Origin of the sequence: Streptomyces sp. H39-C1, from assembly GCF_027158125.1 — a bacterium.
Taxonomy (GTDB): domain Bacteria; phylum Actinomycetota; class Actinomycetes; order Streptomycetales; family Streptomycetaceae; genus Actinacidiphila; species Actinacidiphila fildesensis.
In genome coordinates this window covers 22,610-43,068 of record NZ_JAPVLS010000057.1, presented here as the reverse complement: position 1 = coordinate 43,068, position 20,459 = coordinate 22,610, and the positions used below count along the sequence as shown (strand labels likewise).

At 71.8% G+C, this 20,459-nt stretch carries 17 protein-coding genes and 1 pseudogene; 10 read left to right on the top strand and 8 right to left on the bottom strand.

The features are described 5' to 3' along the window. Window positions 1-21: 21 nt before the first annotated feature. Together O3W51_RS31165 and O3W51_RS31160 are read right to left on the bottom strand one after the other, a co-directional pair. Window positions 22-1,155 (bottom strand): maleylpyruvate isomerase family mycothiol-dependent enzyme, encoded by a 1,134-nt coding sequence (locus O3W51_RS31165; RefSeq protein WP_198357788.1) that lies wholly within the window; start codon window positions 1,153-1,155, stop codon window positions 22-24. Beyond that, complete coding sequence (locus O3W51_RS31160; RefSeq protein ID WP_138353548.1) at window positions 1,152-1,709, bottom strand: sigma-70 family RNA polymerase sigma factor; 558 nt, start codon at window positions 1,707-1,709, stop codon at window positions 1,152-1,154. The genes O3W51_RS31165 and O3W51_RS31160 overlap by 4 nt, the downstream gene beginning before the upstream one ends. 312 nt (window positions 1,710-2,021) lie before the next feature. Here O3W51_RS31160 and O3W51_RS31155 point away from each other — a divergent pair, with 312 nt between their 5' ends. After that, complete coding sequence (locus tag O3W51_RS31155) at window positions 2,022-2,393, top strand: STAS domain-containing protein (RefSeq protein ID WP_138353549.1); 372 nt, start codon at window positions 2,022-2,024, stop codon at window positions 2,391-2,393. A gap of 76 nt (window positions 2,394-2,469) precedes the next feature. Here O3W51_RS31155 and O3W51_RS31150 read toward each other — a convergent pair whose 3' ends face one another. Together O3W51_RS31150 and O3W51_RS31145 are read right to left on the bottom strand one after the other, a co-directional pair. Further along, window positions 2,470-3,675, bottom strand: a complete 1,206-nt coding sequence (locus O3W51_RS31150) for a tetratricopeptide repeat protein (RefSeq protein ID WP_187144914.1) — start codon at window positions 3,673-3,675, stop codon at window positions 2,470-2,472. A gap of 236 nt (window positions 3,676-3,911) precedes the next feature. Then, window positions 3,912-5,588, bottom strand: coding sequence for a class I adenylate-forming enzyme family protein (locus O3W51_RS31145; protein WP_138353550.1), 1,677 nt, complete (start codon window positions 5,586-5,588; stop codon window positions 3,912-3,914). A 164-nt stretch (window positions 5,589-5,752) separates the two neighbouring features. Here O3W51_RS31145 and O3W51_RS31140 point away from each other — a divergent pair, with 164 nt between their 5' ends. From O3W51_RS31140 to O3W51_RS31125, 4 genes and pseudogenes are all read left to right on the top strand, one after another. Further along, entirely contained in the window at window positions 5,753-7,018 is a 1,266-nt protein-coding gene (locus O3W51_RS31140; RefSeq protein WP_244809213.1) for an amidohydrolase family protein, read from the top strand. Between the two features lie 7 nt (window positions 7,019-7,025). Beyond that, window positions 7,026-8,192, top strand: coding sequence for an acyl-CoA dehydrogenase (locus tag O3W51_RS31135; RefSeq protein ID WP_138353551.1), 1,167 nt, complete (start codon window positions 7,026-7,028; stop codon window positions 8,190-8,192). A 30-nt stretch (window positions 8,193-8,222) separates the two neighbouring features. Continuing rightward, the gene (locus O3W51_RS31130) at window positions 8,223-9,344 is read left to right on the top strand and encodes an acyl-CoA dehydrogenase family protein (RefSeq protein ID WP_198357786.1); all 1,122 of its coding nucleotides are present in this window, start codon (window positions 8,223-8,225) and stop codon (window positions 9,342-9,344) included. A 374-nt stretch (window positions 9,345-9,718) separates the two neighbouring features. Beyond that, window positions 9,719-10,126: pseudogene (locus O3W51_RS31125) on the top strand (ATP-binding protein); the annotation flags it as partial. 198 nt (window positions 10,127-10,324) lie between these two features. Here O3W51_RS31125 and O3W51_RS31120 read toward each other — a convergent pair. Then, window positions 10,325-11,251 carry a cyclase family protein gene (locus tag O3W51_RS31120; protein WP_138353553.1) on the bottom strand — a complete coding sequence of 309 codons (927 nt, stop codon included), beginning with the start codon at window positions 11,249-11,251 and terminating at the stop codon, window positions 10,325-10,327. Window positions 11,252-11,341: 90 nt separating this feature from the next. On the opposite strand from O3W51_RS31120, the gene O3W51_RS31115 reads away from it, so the two are divergent. Genes O3W51_RS31115 through O3W51_RS31100 form a run of 4 tightly spaced genes read left to right on the top strand, consistent with a single transcriptional unit; the run spans window position 11,342 to window position 16,022 of the window. Next, on the top strand, window positions 11,342-12,250 hold the full coding sequence (locus O3W51_RS31115; protein WP_138353554.1) for an SDR family oxidoreductase: 909 nt from the start codon (window positions 11,342-11,344) through the stop codon (window positions 12,248-12,250). Between the two features lie 54 nt (window positions 12,251-12,304). Continuing rightward, on the top strand, window positions 12,305-13,447 hold the full coding sequence (locus O3W51_RS31110; protein ID WP_138353555.1) for an acyl-CoA dehydrogenase family protein: 1,143 nt from the start codon (window positions 12,305-12,307) through the stop codon (window positions 13,445-13,447). Further along, window positions 13,444-14,922 carry an aldehyde dehydrogenase family protein gene (locus tag O3W51_RS31105; RefSeq protein WP_138353556.1) on the top strand — a complete coding sequence of 493 codons (1,479 nt, stop codon included), beginning with the start codon at window positions 13,444-13,446 and terminating at the stop codon, window positions 14,920-14,922. Before O3W51_RS31110 ends, O3W51_RS31105 begins: the two co-directional genes overlap by 4 nt. A 32-nt stretch (window positions 14,923-14,954) precedes the next feature. Continuing rightward, window positions 14,955-16,022 carry a Zn-dependent alcohol dehydrogenase gene (locus O3W51_RS31100; protein ID WP_138353557.1) on the top strand — a complete coding sequence of 356 codons (1,068 nt, stop codon included), beginning with the start codon at window positions 14,955-14,957 and terminating at the stop codon, window positions 16,020-16,022. A gap of 110 nt (window positions 16,023-16,132) precedes the next feature. Here the strand turns inward: O3W51_RS31100 and O3W51_RS31095 are convergent, their stop codons facing one another. Beyond that, window positions 16,133-17,242, bottom strand: coding sequence for a GlxA family transcriptional regulator (locus O3W51_RS31095; protein WP_138353558.1), 1,110 nt, complete (start codon window positions 17,240-17,242; stop codon window positions 16,133-16,135). A gap of 166 nt (window positions 17,243-17,408) precedes the next feature. On the opposite strand from O3W51_RS31095, the gene O3W51_RS31090 reads away from it, so the two are divergent. Further along, entirely contained in the window at window positions 17,409-18,701 is a 1,293-nt protein-coding gene (locus O3W51_RS31090) for an MFS transporter (RefSeq protein WP_138353600.1), read from the top strand. A 71-nt stretch (window positions 18,702-18,772) separates the two neighbouring features. Here the strand turns inward: O3W51_RS31090 and O3W51_RS31085 are convergent, their stop codons facing one another. Continuing rightward, window positions 18,773-19,405 carry a flavin reductase family protein gene (locus O3W51_RS31085; RefSeq protein ID WP_232485316.1) on the bottom strand — a complete coding sequence of 211 codons (633 nt, stop codon included), beginning with the start codon at window positions 19,403-19,405 and terminating at the stop codon, window positions 18,773-18,775. A gap of 206 nt (window positions 19,406-19,611) precedes the next feature. Then, window positions 19,612-20,457, bottom strand: a complete 846-nt coding sequence (locus tag O3W51_RS31080; RefSeq protein ID WP_138353559.1) for an enoyl-CoA hydratase/isomerase family protein — start codon at window positions 20,455-20,457, stop codon at window positions 19,612-19,614. Between the last annotated feature and the right edge of the window lie 2 nt (window positions 20,458-20,459).

Here is a 20,459-nt window from a genome sequence, read left to right as displayed (position 1 = left end):
GAGCGGGGAGCTGCCGCCGCGTCACAGCCTCGACAGTGACGCGGCGGCGAAGAGCACATCGCGGATGACGTCGCGGTCCCCGTCCTGGCCCACCGCTATCCGCTCGGGCTCCAGATGACCCGCGGCCAGCTGGCAGAACTCGACGCTGTCGAGCGCGACATGGGCCACCGCCTCCTCGGCGGTGGCCGGCGCTCCGGGCGAGTCCAGGGCGATGTACCAGTTCCCCCCGCCCTGGCCCTCGACCTCCAGATGCACCGACCTGCCGGGCGAGCCCGCGGCGGTGAGCCGGGCCGGGGAGGCCGTGAGTCCGGCCCGGCGGCGCCCCGCGATGGCGGTGGGCAGCATCCGGGCCGCCAGGTCGATCATGCGGTTGAGGTTGCGCGGCGCCGGAGGGTCGTACGGGTAGTCGACGGCCTCGGCGATGTCCCAGGCGTGTATCCAGCACTCGAAGGCCCGGTCGAGGAACGCGTCCCGCAGCGGCAGCGTGAACGCGCCGTATCCGACGTCCAGTCCGGCGGTCCCGTGCCCGGCGAAGGACACCGTGCGCACCAGCGTCTGGCTCTGCTCGCGCCACCGGGCACGCAACGGGGCGCCCGGCACGTTCCGCGCCGTGGCCCAGTAACTCTCGGTGCGCTGCGCCGGATCGAACGGCAGCTCGTCGATGGGCAGCCCGAGCGCGGACGCGACCAGGCCGTCCACCGCGCAGAGATGGCCGATGACCTGCGCGACGGAGACCTCACGGGCCACCCGCTTGTCCTCGTACCAGCGCAGCTCGACGGGCGCGTCCCAGTAGCCGTCGCCGAGATCGCGCAGCAGCGCGTCCAGCCGGGCGGACTCCGCGTCGTACGGACCCGCCCATTCGGGCACCGGAATGCGCGCCGGGCGGCGGTCGAGACAACCCGACAACACCCGGGACCGCAGCAGCGGATCAAGGTCGAGCGTCTCCTCCTGGTGCAGCAGGCCGACGGCGTCGCGCAGCCGCAGCGCCTCGTCCGCGCAGGACGCGCAGTCCGTGAGGTGCACCTCGACCGCGAGCGACTCCTCGCGTGAGCAGGCGGCCAGCGCCCAGGCCCCGAGCAGGGACTTGAGGGTGCTGTGGTCGTACGGGGGGAGCCGTCCGCGGTCCGGCCCGGGGCCCGTCGTCCCGGCGGTCACCGCTGCCACCCGTCGAGACCCGCGGGCGCGGCGGGTGCCATCGCGGTGGACAGCAGCTGCAGGCCCAGGCGCAGCCGGCGCCGGGCCTCGTCCTCGGTGACGCCCAGGTCGGCGGCGGTCTGCCGGTAGTCGCGCCGCCGGAAGTAGGCCAGTTCGAGGGCGTCGCGCAACGGGGCCGGCATGGAGGTGACGATGAAGTCGGCGCGGGCGGCGGTATTGGCCTCGCGGACCTTCGCCTCGACCTCGTCCTGGCTGCTCCGGCCGCGGTTCTCCGCATGGCGCAGTCGCTGCACGGCCCGGCGCTGGGTGAGCGCGGCGATCCAGGAGCGCAGCGAGCCGCGCCTCGGGTCGTAGGCGTCGGGGTTCTCCCAGAGGAAGCCGAAGACCTCGCGGGTGATGTGGTTCGCGGCCTCGTCGTCGTCCAGCACGCGGTGGGCGAGGCTGTGCACCAGCGACGCGTACCGGTCGTACAGCTCGCCGAGCGCGGCTTCCTCCCCGCGGGCCAGACGCTGCTGCATCTTGCGGTCCCAGCGGGGTGGTGCCGGTGTCGCCATGCGAACCTCTCCCCTCGCCGCCGGCGTTCCGCCGGCCGCGTCGTCCTGCCGGACCTACCCGGCCTCATCAGTTCGAATGTAACCGCCACCTACGACGGCGTACGCCCCTTTGCGCCATCCTGCCGCCGTATCGGACCGCTTCTGGCGATGTGTTATGCGGGTGTGACCGCGGTACTGCTCGGCTGTGCGGGATTCCGGGCATAGGGTTCACATGATGACGCTGTCGCAATTCCCCGAGGAGCGGCCTTCCGGGCCTCCGCGGACCGCCAGGGTGGCCGGGCTGCTCCCAGCGACGTCGCGAGGTGAGTCTCAGTGGAAGTAACGCAGGTCGAGCAGGACGGCTGGGCCGTGGTGATCGTCACGGGCGAGATGGACCTCCTGACCTCCCCCACCGTTCGCCAGCACGTGCACGAGGCGGTCGCCGACGGGCGGCGCAGCGTGGTCCTCGATCTCGCGGAGGTGCGCTTCTGCGACTCCAGCGGAGTGGGTGTGCTGATCGCCGCGCGCCGACTGATGCGTTCGTGCGCGGGCCGGCTCCGTATCGTGCTGCCGGACCAGGGCGCCGCCGACGACGGGTCCCATGTGAACCGGGTGCTCGCCGCCCTCGGCGTCCGCCGCCTCTTCGACGTCTATCCGGACCTCGCTTCCGCGACCGACGACTCGGCCCGGCCGATATCCGCCTAGGGCGCGTGCCAGACGCCGTGGGCCAGGCGGGACTTTCGCAACACGCCCTGGTCCGCACCGGATGTCGCGGGCGGTCTCAGTACGCCGGTGGTCTGGTGGGCTTCGCCGGAGCCGGGCCCAGTGTGGTGGTGCCGATCGCGGCACGGTGGCCGAGGCCGGTGCGATAGGCGTCCAGGGCGGCCTCGACCCGTCCGGTACTGCGCAGCAGATCGCCCAGCAGCCGGCAGAGGTCGGCGAGATCGCCGGCGGCGCCGGCGCGTTCCAGCAGGGACAGGGCGTTGACGTAGTGCTCCTCGGCGGCGTCGAGTTCGCCGTCCTCCTGCGCGATCAGACCGAGCAGCCGGTGGGCGCCGGCCGCGTGGATGGCGCCGCGCTCGGGACCGATGCGGTCGAGCAGCCGGGCGAGCAGTTCGCCCGCCTCGGTGTGACTGCCGCGCCGGCGCAGCACGTCGGCGAGTTCCACCTCCACCTGATCGGTGAAGAGCACGGACTGCTGTGCCGCCAGCATGTCGCGGGCGAGCCGCAGTTCACGTTCCGCGTGCTCCAGATTGCCGTCCTGGGCGTGTACATACCCGCGCATCCAATGACATTTAGCCAGGTCGGAGCGGAATCCCAGGCGCTGGTACAGCTCCTGTGCCTTGGCGAGCGAGGCGTCGGCCTCGGTGATCCGGCCCTCGGCGATGAGGGTGCGGGCCACACTGCGGTGCATTCCGGCGACCAGTGCGGGATCGGTGGCGCTGGGGGCGAGTGCGAGGGCGAGCTCGGCGGCCTGGGCGGCGCGGGCGTGGGCGCCCATGTCCATGTACGGGGCGATGACGGCGGTGTGGAGGAGCAGCAGCGCGTCCGGGTCCTGGGTTCCGGCGGCGTGCAGTCCGTCGATCGCGCTCTCCAGCAGGTAGCAGGCGTAGCGCAGTTCACCCGCGAGCAGATGGGAGACCGCCCGGCCGCGGATCGCGGCGGCCCGGCGCGGCAGCGGCTCACCGGCCAGCAGCTTCTCCACGGCCTCGAAGTGCTCGCGGGCGACGGTGAGTTCCCCGCTCTCGAGGGCGCAGTCGCCCAGCCCGAGCAGGGCCGAGACCTGCTCGTCCGCGAGCTCGTGGTCCCCGGCGGTGGCGAGCGCCGCGCGGAACCGGTCCGCCGCGCCGGCCGCGTCGCCCGCGGCCAGCGCGATCCTGGCCTCGCCCAGCCGGCGCGCCGCGTGCACCTGCGCCTGCGCGCGGCCCGGCCGGCGGTCCCGCGGACCGCTCTGCGCCGCAACCGCACTGTCCGTAGCGTCCGCCACGTCCGCCTCCCAAGACCTGGTCGCGCCACGCGGCCGGACGTCCTGCGCGCGTCAACTCGGCGACGCGTCCCGGAAGTTACGTGGTCAGCAGACGCAGACTAGCGGCTGTTGCGGCATGCCCGGCCGCGGCTGTCACGGCCCGCTAATCCTTACGGTGCCGGTGGCCCCATTGGTCCCGGTCGTCCCGGTGTTCCCGCTGGTTTCTGCTGGGTCCCGCGTCTCCTGAGGGGCGCGGCCTAGGAGGAGCGGGTGCCGCCGAAGCGCTCCCGCAGCTTGAACTTCAGCACCTTGCGCAGCACGTCGTTGCGCGGCAGGGCGTCCACGATCTCCAGTTGTTCCGGCAGCTTGTGGGCGGACAGCCCGTGCTCCCGTAGATATCCGGTGATGTCCGCGAGAGTGATCGGCGGCGCTCCGGCGGGCTGTTCCACGACGGCGCAGACCCGTTCACCGCGCTCGGGGTCGGGCAGTCCGACGACGGCCGCGTCGGCGACGGCGGGGTGCTCGTAGAGCAGGTCCTCGATCTCCTGGGCGGAGATGTTCTCGCCCTTGCGGATGATGATGTCCTTGAGCCGGCCGGTGAGGACGAGATAGCCGTCCGGGGTGAGCCGGCCGAGGTCGCCGGTGATGAGGAAGCCGTCCGGGTCGAAGACCTCGGCGGTCTGGGCGGCGTGCAGATAACCCTGGCAGACGGCCTCGCCGCGCAGCCTGACCTCACCGTCGGTGCCGGCGGGCAGCGGCTTGCCGTCGGAGTCCGTGATGCGGATCTCCATGGCCGCCGGGGGGCGCCCCTCGGTGGTCGCGAGGTGGTCGGGGGTGTCGTCGGGGGCGCCCATGGTGATCATGGGGACCTCGGTCATGCCGTAGCCGTGGGTGAGTTGGCAGCCCATCTCGCGCGTGACCTCGTAGTACAGCTCGGGCGGCATGGGCGCGCCGCCGCCCGCGAGCAGCCGCAGGCCGGGAATGAGCTTGGCGGTGGGGTCCTTGCGCTGCTCGGCCAGGAACATCGAGTAGAAGACGGTGCTGCCGCCGGCGACCGTGACGCCGTGCTCCCGGTAGGCGTCGAGCGAGGCGGGCAGCGCGAAGTGCTCGAGGAGCAGCGCGGGAAAGCCGTAGAGCAGCAGCATCACGGTGTAGTCGGGTCCGGCGACATGGGCGTAGGGGAAGGCCATGGAGCCGACGTCGTCGGGGGTGAGGCGCAGCGCGTGGGCGAGGCAGCCGCCGGCGGCGATGAGGCTGCGGTCGGTGTGCAGCACGCCCTTGGGGTCGGAGGTGGTGCCGGAGGTCCAGTAGATCCAGCGGACCGAGGTGCCGTCGGCGGGCGGTTCCGGCAGCACGGCCGGATCGCCGTCGGGGAGCCGGTCGTAGGTGGTGAGCAGGAGCGGCGGCCGGGACAGCCGCGGCGCGAGGCGGTCGGCCATCGCCGCGTAGTCGTAGCCGCGCCACTCGCCGGGTATCGCGAAGAACTCCGCCCCGGCCTCGCGCAGCGCGTAGCCGACCTCGCGGTCCCGGTAGAAGGGGATGAGCGGGGTCTGCATGGCGCCGAGCCGGGCGAGGGCGAAGGTCAGCAGCACCGTCTCGATCCGGGTGGGCAGCTGCCAGGCGAACCGGCTGCCGGGCCGGACGCCGAGGTCGTGGAGGCCGGCGGCGACGCGTTCGGCCCGGTGGCACAGCTGGCCGAAGGTGATCCGGCGGCCGTCGGTGTCGAGGAGGACGGGGGCGTCGGGGGTGAGCTCGGCGCGGCGGGCGGCGAGCGCCCAGAGGGTTGACGATGCACCGAGGGCCGCTGCGACGGCGGTCGGGGTCTCCTGCGCCGCGACCGTGCCGGTCCCTTGCGCCGGGGCCGTGCCCGTCCCCTGTGCCGGGGCCGATCCGGTCTGCGTCGGGGCCGTGCCGCTCTCCCGCGTCGGGTCCATGCCGGTCTCCTCCGTACCGTCACCACACCTGACGTAGCGTCAGATCCTGGCGGCAGCGTATGCGGCGCGGCCCCGCCGGTCCAGGGGTGTGACGCCGATGGACGCGACGTGCGTGCGTGCGTACTCTAAATCTGACGATCCATCAGATCTGCAGGGAGAGGCCGATGGAACTGCCCAGGATCATCAGCGTCGACGACCATGTCATCGAACCCGCGCACCTCTTCGAGAAGTGGCTGCCGGCCAAGTACCGCGACCGCGGTCCGAAGCCGCTGACCGCAGGTATCGGTGAGCTGGCGTACGTCGCCGGGAAGTACCAGATCACGATGGACCCGGACGGACCGCCCACCGACTGGTGGATCTACGAGGACCTCAAGTTCCCGTACAAGCGGAACATCGCCGCCGTCGGCTTCGACCGCGACGACATGACCCTGGAGGGCATCACCCGCGCCGAGATGCGCCGCGGCTGCTGGGACCCGAAGGAACGCCTGGCGGACATGGACCTCAACCATGTCGAGGCGTCACTCTGCTTCCCGACCTTCCCGCGGTTCTGCGGGCAGACGTTCTCCGAGGCGCACGACAAGGAGGTCGCGCTCGCCTGCGTGCGCGCCTACAACGACTGGATGGTCGACGAGTGGTGCGGTGACAGCGGCGGCCGGCTCATCCCGCTGTGCATCATCCCGCTCTGGGACATCGACCTGGCCGTGGCCGAGATCCGCCGCAACGCCGCCCGCGGCGTCAAGGCCGTCACGTTCAGCGAGATCCCGACGCACCTGGGCCTGCCGAGCATCCACTCCGGCTACTGGGACCCCTTCTTCGCGGTGTGCCAGGAGACCGGCACGGTCGTGAACATGCACATCGGCTCGTCCTCGCAGATGCCCGCCGCCTCCCCGGACGCGCCGCCCGCCGTCCAGGCCGCGCTCAGCTTCAACAACGCGATGGCCTCGATGATGGACTTCCTCTTCAGCGGGGTCCTCGTCAAGTTCCCGACGCTCAAACTCGCCTACAGCGAGGGCCAGATGGGCTGGATCCCGTACGCCCTGGAGCGCGCCGACACCGTCTGGGAGGAGCACCGGGCCTGGGGCGGGGTGCGCGACATCATCCCCGAGCCGCCGTCGACGTACTACTACCGGCAGATCTTCTGCTGCTTCTTCCGCGACAAGCACGGGGTCGCGTCGCTGGACGTCGTCGGCCGCGACAACGCGACCTTCGAGACGGACTACCCGCATGTGGACTCGACCTTCCCGCACACCAAGGCGGTCGCCGAGGACCATATGAAGGGGCTCGACGACGAGACCGTCTACAAGCTCATGCGCGGCAACGCGATCCGGATGCTCGATCTCGACTTCGACCGCGGTCTCGACCTCTCGTCCTTCGCACGGCAGAGCCCCGCGCCCGCGCCCGCGCCCGCGGCCGGCGGATCCGGTAGGTGAGGCGAGCGTGGATCTGACGTACACCGCGGAGCAGGAGGAGTTCCGGGCCGGACTGCGGTCCTGGCTCGGCGACGTACTGCCCAAGCTGCCGCCCCGGCCGGACCCGCGCGACTGGCCGGGGCGGCGTGCGTACGACGCCGGCTGGCAGCGGATGCTGTACGACGCGGGCTACGCGGGCCTGCACTGGCCGGTCGACGCCGGCGGGCGGGGCGCGACGCCGGTGCAGCACCTGATCTTCCTGGAGGAGACGGAGAAGGCGGGCGCGCCCTATGTGGGCGCCAACTTCGTCGGGCTGCTGCACGCCGGGCCCACCATCGCCGCCGAAGGCACCGACGAGCAGCGGCGGCGCTGGCTGCCGCCGGTGCTGCGCGGCGACGAGGTGTGGTGCCAGGGGTTCAGCGAACCCGGCGCCGGCTCCGACCTGGCCTCGCTGCGGACCCGCGCGGTGCGCGACGGCGACGCGTACGTGGTGACCGGCTCGAAGATCTGGACCTCGCACGCGGAGGTCGCGGACTGGTGCGAACTGCTGGTCCGCACCGATCCGCAGGCGCCCAAGCACCGCGGCATCTCCTGGCTCGCGATGCCGATGGACGCCCCGGGCGTCACGGTACGGCCGCTGCGCACCCTCGCGGGGTCGACGGAGTTCGCCGAGATGTTCCTCGACGAGGTGCGGGTGCCGGTCGAGAACCGGGTGGGGGAGGAGAACGACGGCTGGCGCGTCACCATGGTCACCCTCTCCTTCGAACGCGGCACCGCCTTCGTCGGCGAGGTCGTCGCCTGCCGCCGCGTCCTGGGCGAGGTCGCGCGCGCCGCCAAGGCCAACGGCAGCTGGGACGATCCGGCGCTGCGGCGCGGGCTGGGCCGGCTCGCGGCCGAGTTCTCCGTCCTGTGGCGGCTCACCCAGTGGAACGTCAGCGAGGCGGAGCGCTCGCTGCGGGCGGGCGGCACGGGCGTGCCCGGGACCGGCGGGTCGGTCTTCAAGCTGCGCTACTCGCACGCCCGGCAGGAGCTCTACGACACGGCCGCCGAGGTTCTGGGGCCGCTCGCGCAGGACACCGGGCATCCGTGGACGGCGGAGCGGCTGTCGTCGCTCTCGTACACGATCGCCGCCGGCACATCGCAGATCCAGAAGAACATCGTGGCCGAGCGCATCCTCGGCCTCCCGAAGGGCTGAGGGCCGAGGGCCGAGGAGCGGGGGCCGACCGTGGATTTCCAACCGACAGAAGATCAAGAGGCATTGCGGACGGGTGTGCGGGAGCTGCTCGCCGGGCGGTTCCCTCGCGAGGCGCTGCGCGCGGCGGTCGACGCGGGCGACGCCCTGGAGACCGGCTCAGGCGGTGCCTCCGTGGTGGGAGGCCCGCCGGTGGTCGACCGGGTGCTGTGGCGTGAGCTGGGGGAGGCCGGGTTCTTCGCCCTCAGGCTGCCGGAGGCGGACGGCGGGGTGGGCCTCGGGCTGCCCGAGGCCGTGCTCGTCTTCGAGGAGGCCGGCCGCGTCCTGCTGCCGGGGCCGCTGGTCGGTACGCATCTGGCGGCGACCCATCTGACCGGGCCGGTGGCGGCGGGCGCGGCGGCGGGGGAGCTGCTGGTGGCCCTGGCGCTGCCGCCCGCCCCGGTCGGCCACCTGGGCGCCGCGGACGCCGTCCTGGTGCTGGGGGAGCCCGGGTCCCAGGAGCTCGGGGCCGGAGAGCCCGGGTCCCAGGAGTTCGGGTCCGGGGAGCTCGGCGGGACGGGCGTCGGGCTTTTCGCCGCGGACGGATATCCGGCGGCGGAGATCCGTTCCGTCGACCCCCTCACCCCCCTTCACCTGCCCGGCAGCGTTCTGCCCCCGGCCCGCGCACTCGACGGTGGCGCGGGCGTCGAAGCTGCTTCCGCAGGCGCCGACCCGGTTCTCGCGGGCGCCGACCCGGTCCTGCTGCGGCGGGAAGCCGCGCTGCTGACCGCGGCCCTGCAGGTCGGCAGCGCCGGAAGGACCCTCGCGATGGCCGTGCAACACGCCCGGCAACGTGAGCAGTTCGGGCGGCCGATCGGGGCGTTCCAGGCGGTGAAGCACCTGTGTGCGGACATGCTCGTACGGCTGGAGATGGCCCGCACGGCCGTCTACGCGGCGGCGGTGTCCGGCGACGGCTTCGAGACGGCCGCGGCGCGGCTGCTCGCCGACGACGCGGCCTCCCGCAACGCACGTGACTGCCTGCAGGTCTTCGGAGGGATGGGCTTCACCTGGGAGGCCGACGTACACCTCCACATCAAGCGGTCCTGGGTGCTCGCCGCCGGGCGGGGGGACACGGAGCGCCACGAGGAAGAGCTGGCCGGGGAACTGCTCCAGTGAAGGCCGCGTGAATGATCAGTGACGCTGCGTTGATATCGGGTTGTGTCCTACGCGTTACTCGTGACGGACCGGAGTCGGCGTCCGGCTCGGGTACGCTCCATCGGGTGCGAGAGGTACAGAGGCGCCGAGTGGTCGCCGCCCGGCGGAGCCGGGCGGGCGCCGCGCCTGGGACGCCTGGATGTTCGAATCCTCCCCACACGCCCCCAAATGTGCTTCGCACAGTATGCGGTACGCGTACTCCTTTGCGCTGGAATATGCCCGAAGCGCTTGTTGGGGTGACTGTAGGTCAATCATGCTGTGCTACATGGACGTCACGTAGGGTGACTCCGCTGTGGCGCGAGGCGATGTGTCCGCCGGTTCGGATGGTGTGAGCGGTGCAGGTGCTTCAGGTTCAGCTCGAGGTCGGCGCGGATCCCGCGGAAGTGGGCCGGGCCAGGCGATGGGCGCGCTCACGGCTTCTGGGCTCCGGCATAGGGGCCGACGAACCGCTCGCCGAGACGCTGATTCTGCTGATCTCCGAGCTCGTGACGAACGCGGTCGTGCACACCGGCTGTCCGGCGGTGCTGCGGATGCTCTTCCCGGACACCTCGGATGCCTCGGGCACCTCTGACTCGACGGTCCGGGTCGAGGTGGCGGACACCAGCGCCCGCCCGCCCACCCCGCGGCACGCGCACCGGGACGAGACCGGGGGCCGCGGCCTGGAGCTGGTGGACGGGCTGGCCGACCGGTGGGGCTGGCAGCCCGAAGGAGCCGGCAAGCGGATCTGGTGCGAGGTGGACCGCGCCGAGCGGATCGCCTGTCTGGAGGCCGTGGACCAGCGGCCCGGTGAGCGCCAGAGCGCTGGACACCGGGCCGCCGACCGGCCCCTGGCCCTCACGGACCGGACCCCCCTCGCCGACCGGACCCTGACCGACCGGACCATCGGCGACCGGACCCTCGCCGACCGGACCCTCGCCGAGCAGCGGATCAGCCTGAAGCGCCTAGAGCACTGCGACCGGTGCGACCGGACTGCCTGCCCCGCCCACGAAGGGCTCGGGCGTGGCATCCAGGAAGAACTCGTACCGCCCCGCCTCGGTGCAGGCCTCTGACAACTCCTCCAGGTTCCAGTTCTGGCCCTGCAGCATCCCCATTTCCACGAGATCGAGTCCGTGCACCGGCAGCCAGAGGTTCTCGATCTCCGGCGGGAAGATCTCGAAGGTGAGCGTGTCGTTGGCGACCGCCGCCACATCACGCGCGTGGAACCACTCGGGCGTCCTGATGGACAACCCGGGGGACGGGAAGGCGTAGCCGTGCTTGTCGCCGCCCAGGTAGGAGCGCATCTGACCGGTGCGGACCAGCACGATGTCCCCGGCGCGCACCGTGGTCCCCGCCAGCTCCTCGGCCGCCTCCAGGTCCTCGGGGGTGACCGCGTGGTCGCCGGGCAGCCGGTCCAGCTTCCGGGCCGCGGCCACGTCGAGCAGCACGCCGCGTGAGACCAGGGTCGTCACCTTCTCGATGCCGCTGAAGGCGGCGCCGCCGTGCGCGGTGACGGAGTCGGCGGGACGGCCGTTGTAGATCTTTCCGGAGTGCGAGACATGGGTCAGGCCGTCCCAGTGGGTGGCCGCCTGCAGGCCCATGGTGACGGCGTCGTCGCTGGTGGCGATGGTTCCCGGGCCGAACATCTCCAGGTTGAGCGCGACCATGGTGCGCAGCGGGTTGACCCGGCCGGGGATCATGCCGGTCTGCACCCCGTCCTGCTGCAGCGGCAGGGCCAGCGGGACGCGCCGGCCACTGCGTACGGTCCCGGCCGCGATGCGCACCACTTCGTCGGTGATCAGGTTCAGCGTGCCGATCTCGTCGCCCTCGCCCCACCGCCCCCAGTTGTTGATCCGTTTGGCGATGTCGTGGAACTCGGCGGGAAGCGTCACAGCGGCCTCCTGGTCGTAGGGCTTGTGCTGGGGTGTGTACTCACTCCTAGAATCTAACGGTCCGTCAGAAACCATGAGAAGGGGCGGGACGTGGGCAACTTCCTGACCGGAAAAGTCGTCGCTGTTACGGGTGCCGGGCGTGGCATCGGGCGCGCGGTCGCGCTCGCCTGTGCCGCCGAGGGGGCCAAGGTCGTGGTCAACGACTACGGGGTCTCGATCGACGGCGCGAGCGAACCGGCGAGCGAGATCGCGGAGTCGGTCGTCAAGGAGATCCAGGCGGCGGGCGGTGAAGCCGTCGCCGTCGCCGACGACGTGTCGACGATGGCGGGCGGCGCGCGCATCGTCACCACGGCCGTCGAGACGTACGGGCGCATCGACGGCGTCGTGTGCGTGGCCGGCATCCTGCGCGAACGGATGCTCTTCAACATGGCCGAGGAGGAGTGGGACCCGGTCATCGCCACCCACCTGAAAGGCACCTTCACCGTCTTCCGGGCCGCGTCCGCGGTCATGCGCAAGCAGGGAGCCGGCACCCTGATCGGCTTCACCAGCGGAAACCACCAGGGCAGCGTCTCGCAGCCGAACTACTCGGCGGCGAAGGGCGGCATCATCTCGCTGGTGCGCAGCGCCGCACTCGGCCTCAACAAGTACGGGGTGACGGCGAACTGCGTCGCCCCGGTCGCCCGCACCCGCATGTCCGCCAACGTGCCCATGGAGCTCAAGGAGATCGGCGAACCGGAGGACGTGGCCGCCATGGTCGTCTTCCTGCTCTCCGAGCGCGCCTCCGCCATCACCGGGCAGGTCTACACCGTCGCCGGACCGAAGATCGCCGTCTGGGCGCAGCCGCGGGAACTGCGGTCGGCCTGGGGCGACGGGCCCTGGACGCCGGAACGCATCGCGGACGTCCTGCCCGGAACCATCGGCGTCGACCCGATGCCGATGCTCGAACAACTGGAGGCGATGCGCGCGGCAGCGGCCGCCGCCGAGCGGCCCAACGCCTAGGCCGTGTCTGACGACCGTCCGGCTCTTCATGATCGGCCCGATGACGGAGGATCCGTGGACTTTACGTTCGGCCCGGAGGCCGAATCCTTCCGCGCCCAGGCGCGGGCCTGGCTCGCCGAACACCGTGACGGGTGGCCGGCGGGCGGGCGCGGCTGGGAGCGCACCCTCGGTGCGGCCGGCTGGATAGGGCTCGGCTGGACCGGGGACTACGGCAACCGCCGGGCGACCCTCGCCCAGCAGGTCGTCTGGGGTGAGGAGTACGCGAGATCCGGCGCCCCCGGCCGGTCCGGCCACATCGGCGAGAACCTGCTCGCACCCACCCTCCTCGCCCACGGCACCCCCGCGCAGCGGGACCGCTTCCTTCCTTCGATAGCCCGCGGCGAGGAACTGTGGTGCCAGGGCTACAGCGAACCGGACGCCGGATCCGACCTGGCCGGGATCCGCACCGCGGCGGTCCGGGACGACGGCGGCGGCTACCGGATCACCGGCCAGAAGATCTGGACGTCGCTCGCCCAGGACGCCGACTGGTGCTTCGTCCTGGCCCGCACCGAACCCGGCTCCCGCCGGCACCACGGCCTCAGCTTCCTGCTGGTGCCGATGGACCAGCCCGGCCGGATCGAGGTCCGGCCGATCCGCCAGATGTCGGGCGACGCCGAGTTCAACGAGGTCTTCTTCGACGCGGCACACGCGTCCGCCGACCACCTCGTCGGAACGGAGGGCGGCGGCTGGACCGTCGCCATGTCCCTGCTCGGCTACGAGCGCGGGGTGTCCACCCTCGTCCAGCAGATCGGCTTCGAGCAGGAACTGCGCGAGATCACCGACCTCGCCCGGACCACCGGCGCCGACACAGAACCCGTCCTGCGGGCCCGGATCGTCTGCCAGTGGGCCGAGCTCAGAACGATGCGCTGGAACGCCCTGCGCACCCTGGGCACCGACTCGCCCGGCGCCCCCAGCGTCGCCAAGCTGCTCTGGGGCGGCTGGCACCAGCGGCTCGGCGAACTGGCCATGGCGGTCCGGGGCCCGGCGGCCGCCACCGGCCCCACCGCCTGGACCCCGTCCCGGCCCTACGAACTCGACACGCTGCAGCGGATGTTCCTCTTCAGCCGTGCCGACACGATCTACGGCGGCTCGGACGAGATCCAGCGCAACATCATCGCCGAGCGGGTGCTCGGCCTCCCGAAGGAGCCGCGGCCATGAGCCGACCTGTACCCCCGACCTACGCGCACTGGATCAACGGTCAGTGGCACGAACCCGCCCAGGGCCACTACGCGATCATCAATCCGGCCACCGAGGAAACCGTCGGGCACGCCCCCGAAGCGACCGCCGACGACGTCGACGCGGCCGTCCGGGCGGCCCGCGCCGCCTTCGACGGCTGGTCGCGCACCGACCCACGCGAACGTGCCGCCGTCCTCGACCGGATAGCCGACGCGATCTCCGCCCGCGCCGCCGAACTCGTCCCCCTCCTCCAGGCCGAGACCGGCGCCACCGCGCGCGTCGCCTCCGCCCTGCAACTCCCGCCGGCCGCCGACCGATTCCGCCGCTACGCCCGCGGCGCGGTCGAGCCCGATGTCATCCCGCTCGCTCCACAACCCGTCAAAGCTTCTCCTCTCGCACCCGGTGGACTGATCGGCGCCGCCGCCGTACGCCGCCCGGTCGGCGTCGTCGGCTGCGTCACCTCGTACAACTTCCCGCTCGCCAACCTCGCGGGAAAGGTCGCCCCCGCCCTGGCGATGGGCAACACGGTGGTGGCCAAGCCCGCCCCGCAGGACCCGCTGACCTGCCTGCTGCTCGGTGAGATCTTCAAGGAGGCGGGCCTGCCCGACGGCGTGTTCAACGTGGTCGCCGGATCGGGTGCGGCGGCGGGCGAGGCACTCGTCGCGCACCCGGGCGTCGACATGATCAGCTTCACCGGGTCGACGGCGGTCGGGAAGGCGATCGCTTCAGCGTCCGGCCGGACGCTGAAGCGCACGCTGATGGAACTCGGCGGCAAGGGTGCGGCGATCGTCCTGCCGGAATCGGGTGGAGCGGTCCTCAAGACGGCGGTCGGGGCGGTCGCCTCCACCTGGGCCTTCCACAGCGGTCAGATCTGCACGGCGCCCACCCGCGTACTGGTCCACCGCGACCAGTACGAGCAGGTGATCACTGCCCTTGCACAGTACGCCGGAGCGCTGACCACCGGGGACCCTGTGGATAACTCGACCGTCGTCGGCCCGCTCATCAGCGCCGCCCAGCGTGATCGCGTCGAGGCGTACATCGCGGGCGCCCGCGCCCAGGGCGCCCGCGTCGTCACCGGCGGCGAACGCCCCGACCTCAAGCCCGGCTTCTACGTCGCCCCCACCCTCATCGCCGACGTCACCCCCGACATGACCGTCGCCCAGGAGGAACTCTTCGGCCCGGTCGTCGTCGCCCTCGCCTACGACACCGAGGACGAGGCCGTCGAGATCGCCAACGGCACCCCGTACGGGCTCTACGACTACGTCTTCTCCGACGACGCGGGCCGCGCCTGGGCGCTCGCCGCCCGTCTGCGCAGCGGCAACGTCGGCATCAACACGGTTCAGCGCCACCCCGAGACGCCGTTCGGCGGCTTCAAGGAGAGCGGGGTCGGCCGGGACGGCGGCTCGTTCGGACTGCACGCGTACAGCGAACTCCAATCGGTCGTCTGGCCTTCCTGAAACCGAAGGCCCTTGAGGGAACAGGACAGTTCATGAGAGGCGTCATTTTCGACGGCACACAGCCCCAGGTGGTCGACGACCTGGAGGTCCGCGGCCCCGGCCCCGGCGAGGTGCTGGTCGCCATCCAGGCCGCGGGCCTGTGCCACAGCGATCTGTCCGTCATCGACGGCACGATCCCGTTCCCCGTCCCCGTGGTCCTCGGCCACGAGGGCGCCGGCATCGTCGAGGCGGTCGGCCCCGGGGTCACCCATGTCGAACCCGGCGACCACGTGTCGCTGTCGACCCTCGCCAACTGCGGCACGTGCGCGCAGTGCGACCGCGGCCGCCCGACCATGTGCCGCAAGGCGATCGGCTACCCGGGCAGGCCCTTCTCCCGGCAGGGCAAGGACCTGTTCAACTTCGCCTCGAACTCGGCCTTCGCGGAGAAGACCGTGGTCAAGGCGGTCCAGGCGGTCAAGATCCCGAAGGAGATCCCCTTCACGTCCGCCGCCCTGATCGGCTGCGGCGTCCTGACGGGCGTCGGCGCCGCGCTCAACCGCGCCAAGGTCGACCGCGGCGACACGGTCGTCGTCATCGGCACCGGCGGAATCGGCCTCAACGTCCTCCAGGGGTGCCGGATAGCGGGCGCCACCCGGATCGTCGCCGTGGACGCCAACCCCGCCAAGGGGGACGTGGCACGGCAGTTCGGCGCCACCGACTTCATCGACGCGTCCGCCGTGGACGACACCGTCGCGGCCGTCCGCGAGCTGCTGCCGACCGGCGCCGACCACACCTTCGAGTGCGTCGGCAACGTCAAACTCATCCGCCAGGCCATCGACCTGCTCGACCGGCACGGCCAGGCCGTCCTGCTGGGCGTTCCGCCGGCCGACGCCGAAGCGAGCTTCCTGGTGTCGTCCATGTACCTGGACAAGTCCATCCTGGGCTGCCGCTACGGTTCGTCCCGCCCACAGCGCGACATCGCGCTCTACGCCGAGCTCTACCGCCAGGGCAGGCTGCTGCTCGACGAACTGGTCACCGAGACCTACCCCGTCGAGGACTTCGCGAAGGCCGCCGACGACGCCCACCACGGCCGGGTGGCACGGGGGGTGCTCACCTTCTGACGGTCCGAACGGGCGGGAGCCCAGGAGTCACCCACCTTCCGGCAGCCCGGCGACGTCGTTGCCGATCCGGGCGTCGGAGGTGGGGTCGGTCGGAGGTGGGATCGGTCGGTTCAGGCGGTGGGTGCGGCGGCGGGTGTGGCCGTGGCGTTGTTGTTTGCGTTTGCGTTTGCGTTGGCGTTGAAGGTGCGGCGGTAGGCGGACGGTGAGACGCCCAGCGCCGCGTGCAGGTGCTGCCGCATGGAGGTCGCCGTACCGAATCCGGCCCGGTGCGCGACCTGGTCGACGCTCAGATCGCTGGACTCCAGCAGATGGCGGGCGCGTTCGACGCGCTGCTGCACGAGCCACTGCCCGGGACTGATCCCCACCTCCTCACGGAACCGCCGGGTGAAGGTCCGTACGCTCATCGACTCGCGCTCGGCGAGTTCGCGCAGCGTGAGCGGCCGGTCGAGCCTGCCCAGCGCCCAGGCGCGGGCGGCCGTGGTGCTGGCCAGCTGCGGTTCGGGGAGCGGCCGCTGGATGTACTGCGCCTGGCCGCCGTCGCGGTGCGGGGGGACGACGGTGCGGCGGGCGACGGCGTTCGCGATGGCCGTTCCGTGGTCGCGGCGGACGATGTGCAGGCAGAGATCGATTCCGGAGGCGACGCCGGCCGAGGTGAGGATGTCGCCGTCGTCGATGTAGAGCACGTCGGGATCGACCTTGACCTGCGGAAAGAGCCGCTGGAAGTGGTCGGCGCTGTCCCAGTGGGTGGTGGCGGGCCGACCGTCCAGCAGCCCCGCGGCGGCCAGCAGATAGCTGCCCGTGCAGATCGACACGACGCGGGTGCCGGGCCTGATGCGCGCGAAGGCGGCGGCCAGCGGGCCGCTCAGCCGGCCCGAGACGTAGATGTCGTCGAGCTCGTGCGTGGCGGGGACGACGACGGTGTCGGCCGCTTCCAGGACCTCGGGCCCGTTCTCGACGAGGATCGGGAAGTCCGCGTCGGTCTGGACGAGCCCCGGCACGGCCGAGCAGGTCACGACCTCGTAGAGGTTGCGACCCTCCTGGGTGCGGGCGCCGCCGAAGATCCGGGCGGGGATCCCCAGCTCGAAGGGGATCACACCGGGCATGACCAGGACCGCCACCCGGTGCCGGTCCTGATGCCGGAACGCCGTCTCTCGCGTTCCGGTGCGCGTTCCGGTGCGCGTTCCGGTGTGCTGCTTCCCGGCCTGGTCCGGAGTCGTCATGGCCCGATTCTTTCACATCATGGCCATCCGGCCACTCGTTCAGTGTTGAAGCAGGCCCGAAGCTGATCGTGTGACGCAGACACCTCAAGCCCCGACGCAGAATCCGCAGGACGTCCCGGTCTCCGAGGCACAGGACGTTCCGGTCCCCGAGGCGCCGGACGCCGGGATATCGGCCGGCGCGGTGCCCGTTCCCGGCCGGCGGTCGAGGGTTCACCGTGCCTGGTTCGTAGCGGCCGTCACCTTCGTGACGATCATCGGCGCGGCCGCGTTCGCCTCCCTGCCCGGTCTGCTGATCGAGCCCTTGCACGCGGAATTCGGCTGGTCACGCGGCATGATCGGCTTCGCCGTCTCCATCAACCTCGTGCTGTACGGGATCACCGCACCGTTCGCCGCCGCCCTCATGGATCGATTCGGCATCCGCCGTGTCGTCGCCGCCGCGCTCACCACCATCGCGCTCGGCGCCGGCCTCACCATCTTCATGACGCAGACCTGGCAGCTGATCCTGTGCTGGGGCATCCTCGTCGGCACCGGCAGCGGGTGCATGGCGCTCGCCTTCGCCGCCACCGTCGCCAACCGGTGGTTCGTCACCCGCCGTGGACTGGTGACCGGCATCCTGACGGCGGCCGGCGCGGCCGGACAGCTGGTCTTCCTGCCGCTGCTGTCCTGGATCGTCGAGCAGCACGGCTGGCGGCCCGCCGCCGCGACCGTCGCCCTCTCGGCGCTCGCCGTCGTCCCGTTCGTCTGGCTGCTGCTGCGCGACCACCCCGCGGACGTCGGCCTGTCGGCCTACGGGGCGCCGGAGTTCACCGCCAAGCCGGCCCCGGTGCGCGGAGCCGCCCGGCGGGCGCTCAAGGCACTGTCCGTCGCCGCCCGTACGGGCCCCTTCTGGCTGCTCGCCGGATCCTTCGCGATCTGCGGAGCCTCCACGAACGGCCTGATCAGAACCCACTTCGTACCGGCCGCCCACGACCACGGCATGCCGGTCACGGCCGCCGCGTCACTGCTCGCCGTCATCGGCGTCTTCGACATCGCCGGAACCATCGCCTCCGGCTGGTTCACCGACCGCTTCGAGCCGCGCCGGCTGCTCGCCGTCTACTACGGGATGCGCGGACTGTCGTTGATGTTCCTGCCCCAGCTGATGGCGAACACGGTGCACCCGCCGATGATCGTCTTCATCGTCTTCTACGGCCTCGACTGGGTCGCCACCGTCCCGCCGACCATCGCCCTCTGCCGTGAGTACTACGGCGACGACAGCGCCATCGTCTTCGGCTGGGTCCTGGCCGCACACCAGATAGGTGCCGCCGTCGTGGCCTTCCTGGGCGGTGTCGCGCGGGACGCCTTCGGCTCGTACGACCTCGTCTGGTACAGCTCGGGCGCGCTGTGCGCGGTCGCCGCGCTGATGGTCCTGGTCATCCGGCGGGGGCGCTCGACGGGAATCCCGGCCATAGCGGCGGCGTGAGTGGGTGCGTGCGACGACGTGAACCGAGCGTCCTGGCTCGACCCGCTGTGTTGACTACAGGGTGACGTCAACTACTGGGCGAACCGGCCGAAACGTCCACGGTAGAAGAGCAGTGGCCCGGCCTCGGGCGTGGTCCCGTCCGCGTCATCGGGCTCCGCGCAGCCGAGTTCGTTGACCCGGCCGACGACGATCAAGTGGTCGCCACCGGTGTGCACCGCGTGGATCGTGCAGTCGATCCACGCGGGTATGCCCGCCAGCCGCGGCGACCCGGTGACGGGCGCCGGCGTCCAGTCGACCCCCGCGAACTTGTCCGCCCCGCTCACGGCGAAGCCACGGCACAGGGTGCCCTGTTCGTCGCTGAGGATGTTGACGCAGAAGACACCGGCGCGCGCGATCTTCGGCCAGGTCGTGGACGTACGCGCCACCATGAACGCGACCAGTGGCGGATCGAGCGACAGCGACGCGAACGACTGGCACGCGAACCCCGTCGGGCCCTCCGCCCCGGGAGCGGTGACGATCGTCACCCCGGACGCGAACGTACCCAGCACCTTCCGGAACACCGCCGGATCGACCGGCGCCCGTTCGTCCGGCCCCACGGCCCGCAAGTCCGGGCGCGGCAGCGGTTCCACGGGCCCCGCCGTCGTGGCGGCCCCTACCGACCTGAGGTACCGGACGGCGGTGGCCGCCATCCCTGCGTGTCCCATCACATCGACCATTGAACCTGACGGTGCGTCAGATGGGAAGAGGGATCCGGCGGCGGATCGTGCCCCCTCTTCTCGAACTCCTCGCGATCAGCGGCGCGGTCCTGCACGTGCTGCCGGTCCTCGCGCTCTCCGCGTGGGCGGCCGGACGTCAGGGGCGTACGTGGTGGCTCTGGTGCATACCGATCGCCGCGGGGACCGCCCCGCCGTCATCGCCCCCCGAACTCCGGGGACCTGCGCTCCACGAAGCTCCGGACGCCTTCCTGGGCGTCGTCCGTCGTCATGTTGATCTCCTGGGCGGCCGCCTCCGCGGCGAAGGCCGTCGAACGGTCGGCGTCCAGTGAGGCGTTGACCAGTTGCTTCGTCAGGGCCAGGGAACGGGTCGGGCCGGCGGCGAGGCGTTCGGCCCATTCGCGGGCGGTCTTCTCCAGGTCCTCGGCGGGGACGACGCGGTTGACGAGACCGAGGCGTTCCGCGGCGGCGGCCGGGAGGTCGTCGCCGAAGAACATGAGCTCCTTCGCGCGCTGCGGGCCGATGAGCCGCGGCAGCAGATACGCCCCGCCTCCGTCGGGCACGAGGCCGCGGCGGACGAAGACCTCGATGAACTTCGCGCGGTCGGAGGCGAGGACGAGGTCGCAGGCGAAGGCGAGGTGCGCGCCGATGCCGGCCGCGGTGCCGTTGACCGCCGCGATCACCGGCTTCTCGCAGTCCAGGACGGCGGAGACGAGGCGCTGCGCGCCGCGCCGGATCGTCCGGGCGACATCGCCCGCGACGCGCTCGCCGGGCGCGGCCGCGCCGCCGCTGAGGTCGGCTCCCGCGCAGAACGCGCGGCCGGTGGCGGTGATGACGACCGCCCGGACGGCGGGGTCGGCGGATGCCGCGTCGAGCAGCGCGATGATGCGTTCGCGCTGGTCCCAGGTGACCGCGTTCATCGCTTCTGGGCGGTTGAGAGTGATCCATGAGACGCCGTTGTCAGTGGCGTGAAGTACCAATGAATCAACCGGATCGATCGGACTGATCGGGTCGACGGAATCTTCACGGGGGGTGGGCGTCATGG

What these genes read in the sequence shown, in the direction of transcription:
- O3W51_RS31160 (WP_138353548.1), bottom strand. Translation starts at nt 1,709, where the DNA reads ATGGCGACACCGGCACCACCCCGCTGGGACCGCAAGATGCAGCAGCGT.
- O3W51_RS31095 (WP_138353558.1), bottom strand. Translation starts at nt 17,242, where the DNA reads ATGACGACTCCGGACCAGGCCGGGAAGCAGCACACCGGAACGCGCACC.
- O3W51_RS31085 (WP_232485316.1), bottom strand. Translation starts at nt 19,405, where the DNA reads ATGGGACACGCAGGGATGGCGGCCACCGCCGTCCGGTACCTCAGGTCG.
- O3W51_RS31080 (WP_138353559.1), bottom strand. Translation starts at nt 20,457, where the DNA reads ATGACGCCCACCCCCCGTGAAGATTCCGTCGACCCGATCAGTCCGATC.
- O3W51_RS31105 (WP_138353556.1), top strand. Translation starts at nt 13,444, where the DNA reads ATGAGCCGACCTGTACCCCCGACCTACGCGCACTGGATCAACGGTCAG.
- O3W51_RS31140 (WP_244809213.1), top strand. Translation starts at nt 5,753, where the DNA reads ATGGAACTGCCCAGGATCATCAGCGTCGACGACCATGTCATCGAACCC.
- O3W51_RS31145 (WP_138353550.1), bottom strand. Translation starts at nt 5,588, where the DNA reads ATGGACCCGACGCGGGAGAGCGGCACGGCCCCGACGCAGACCGGATCG.
- O3W51_RS31100 (WP_138353557.1), top strand. Translation starts at nt 14,955, where the DNA reads ATGAGAGGCGTCATTTTCGACGGCACACAGCCCCAGGTGGTCGACGAC.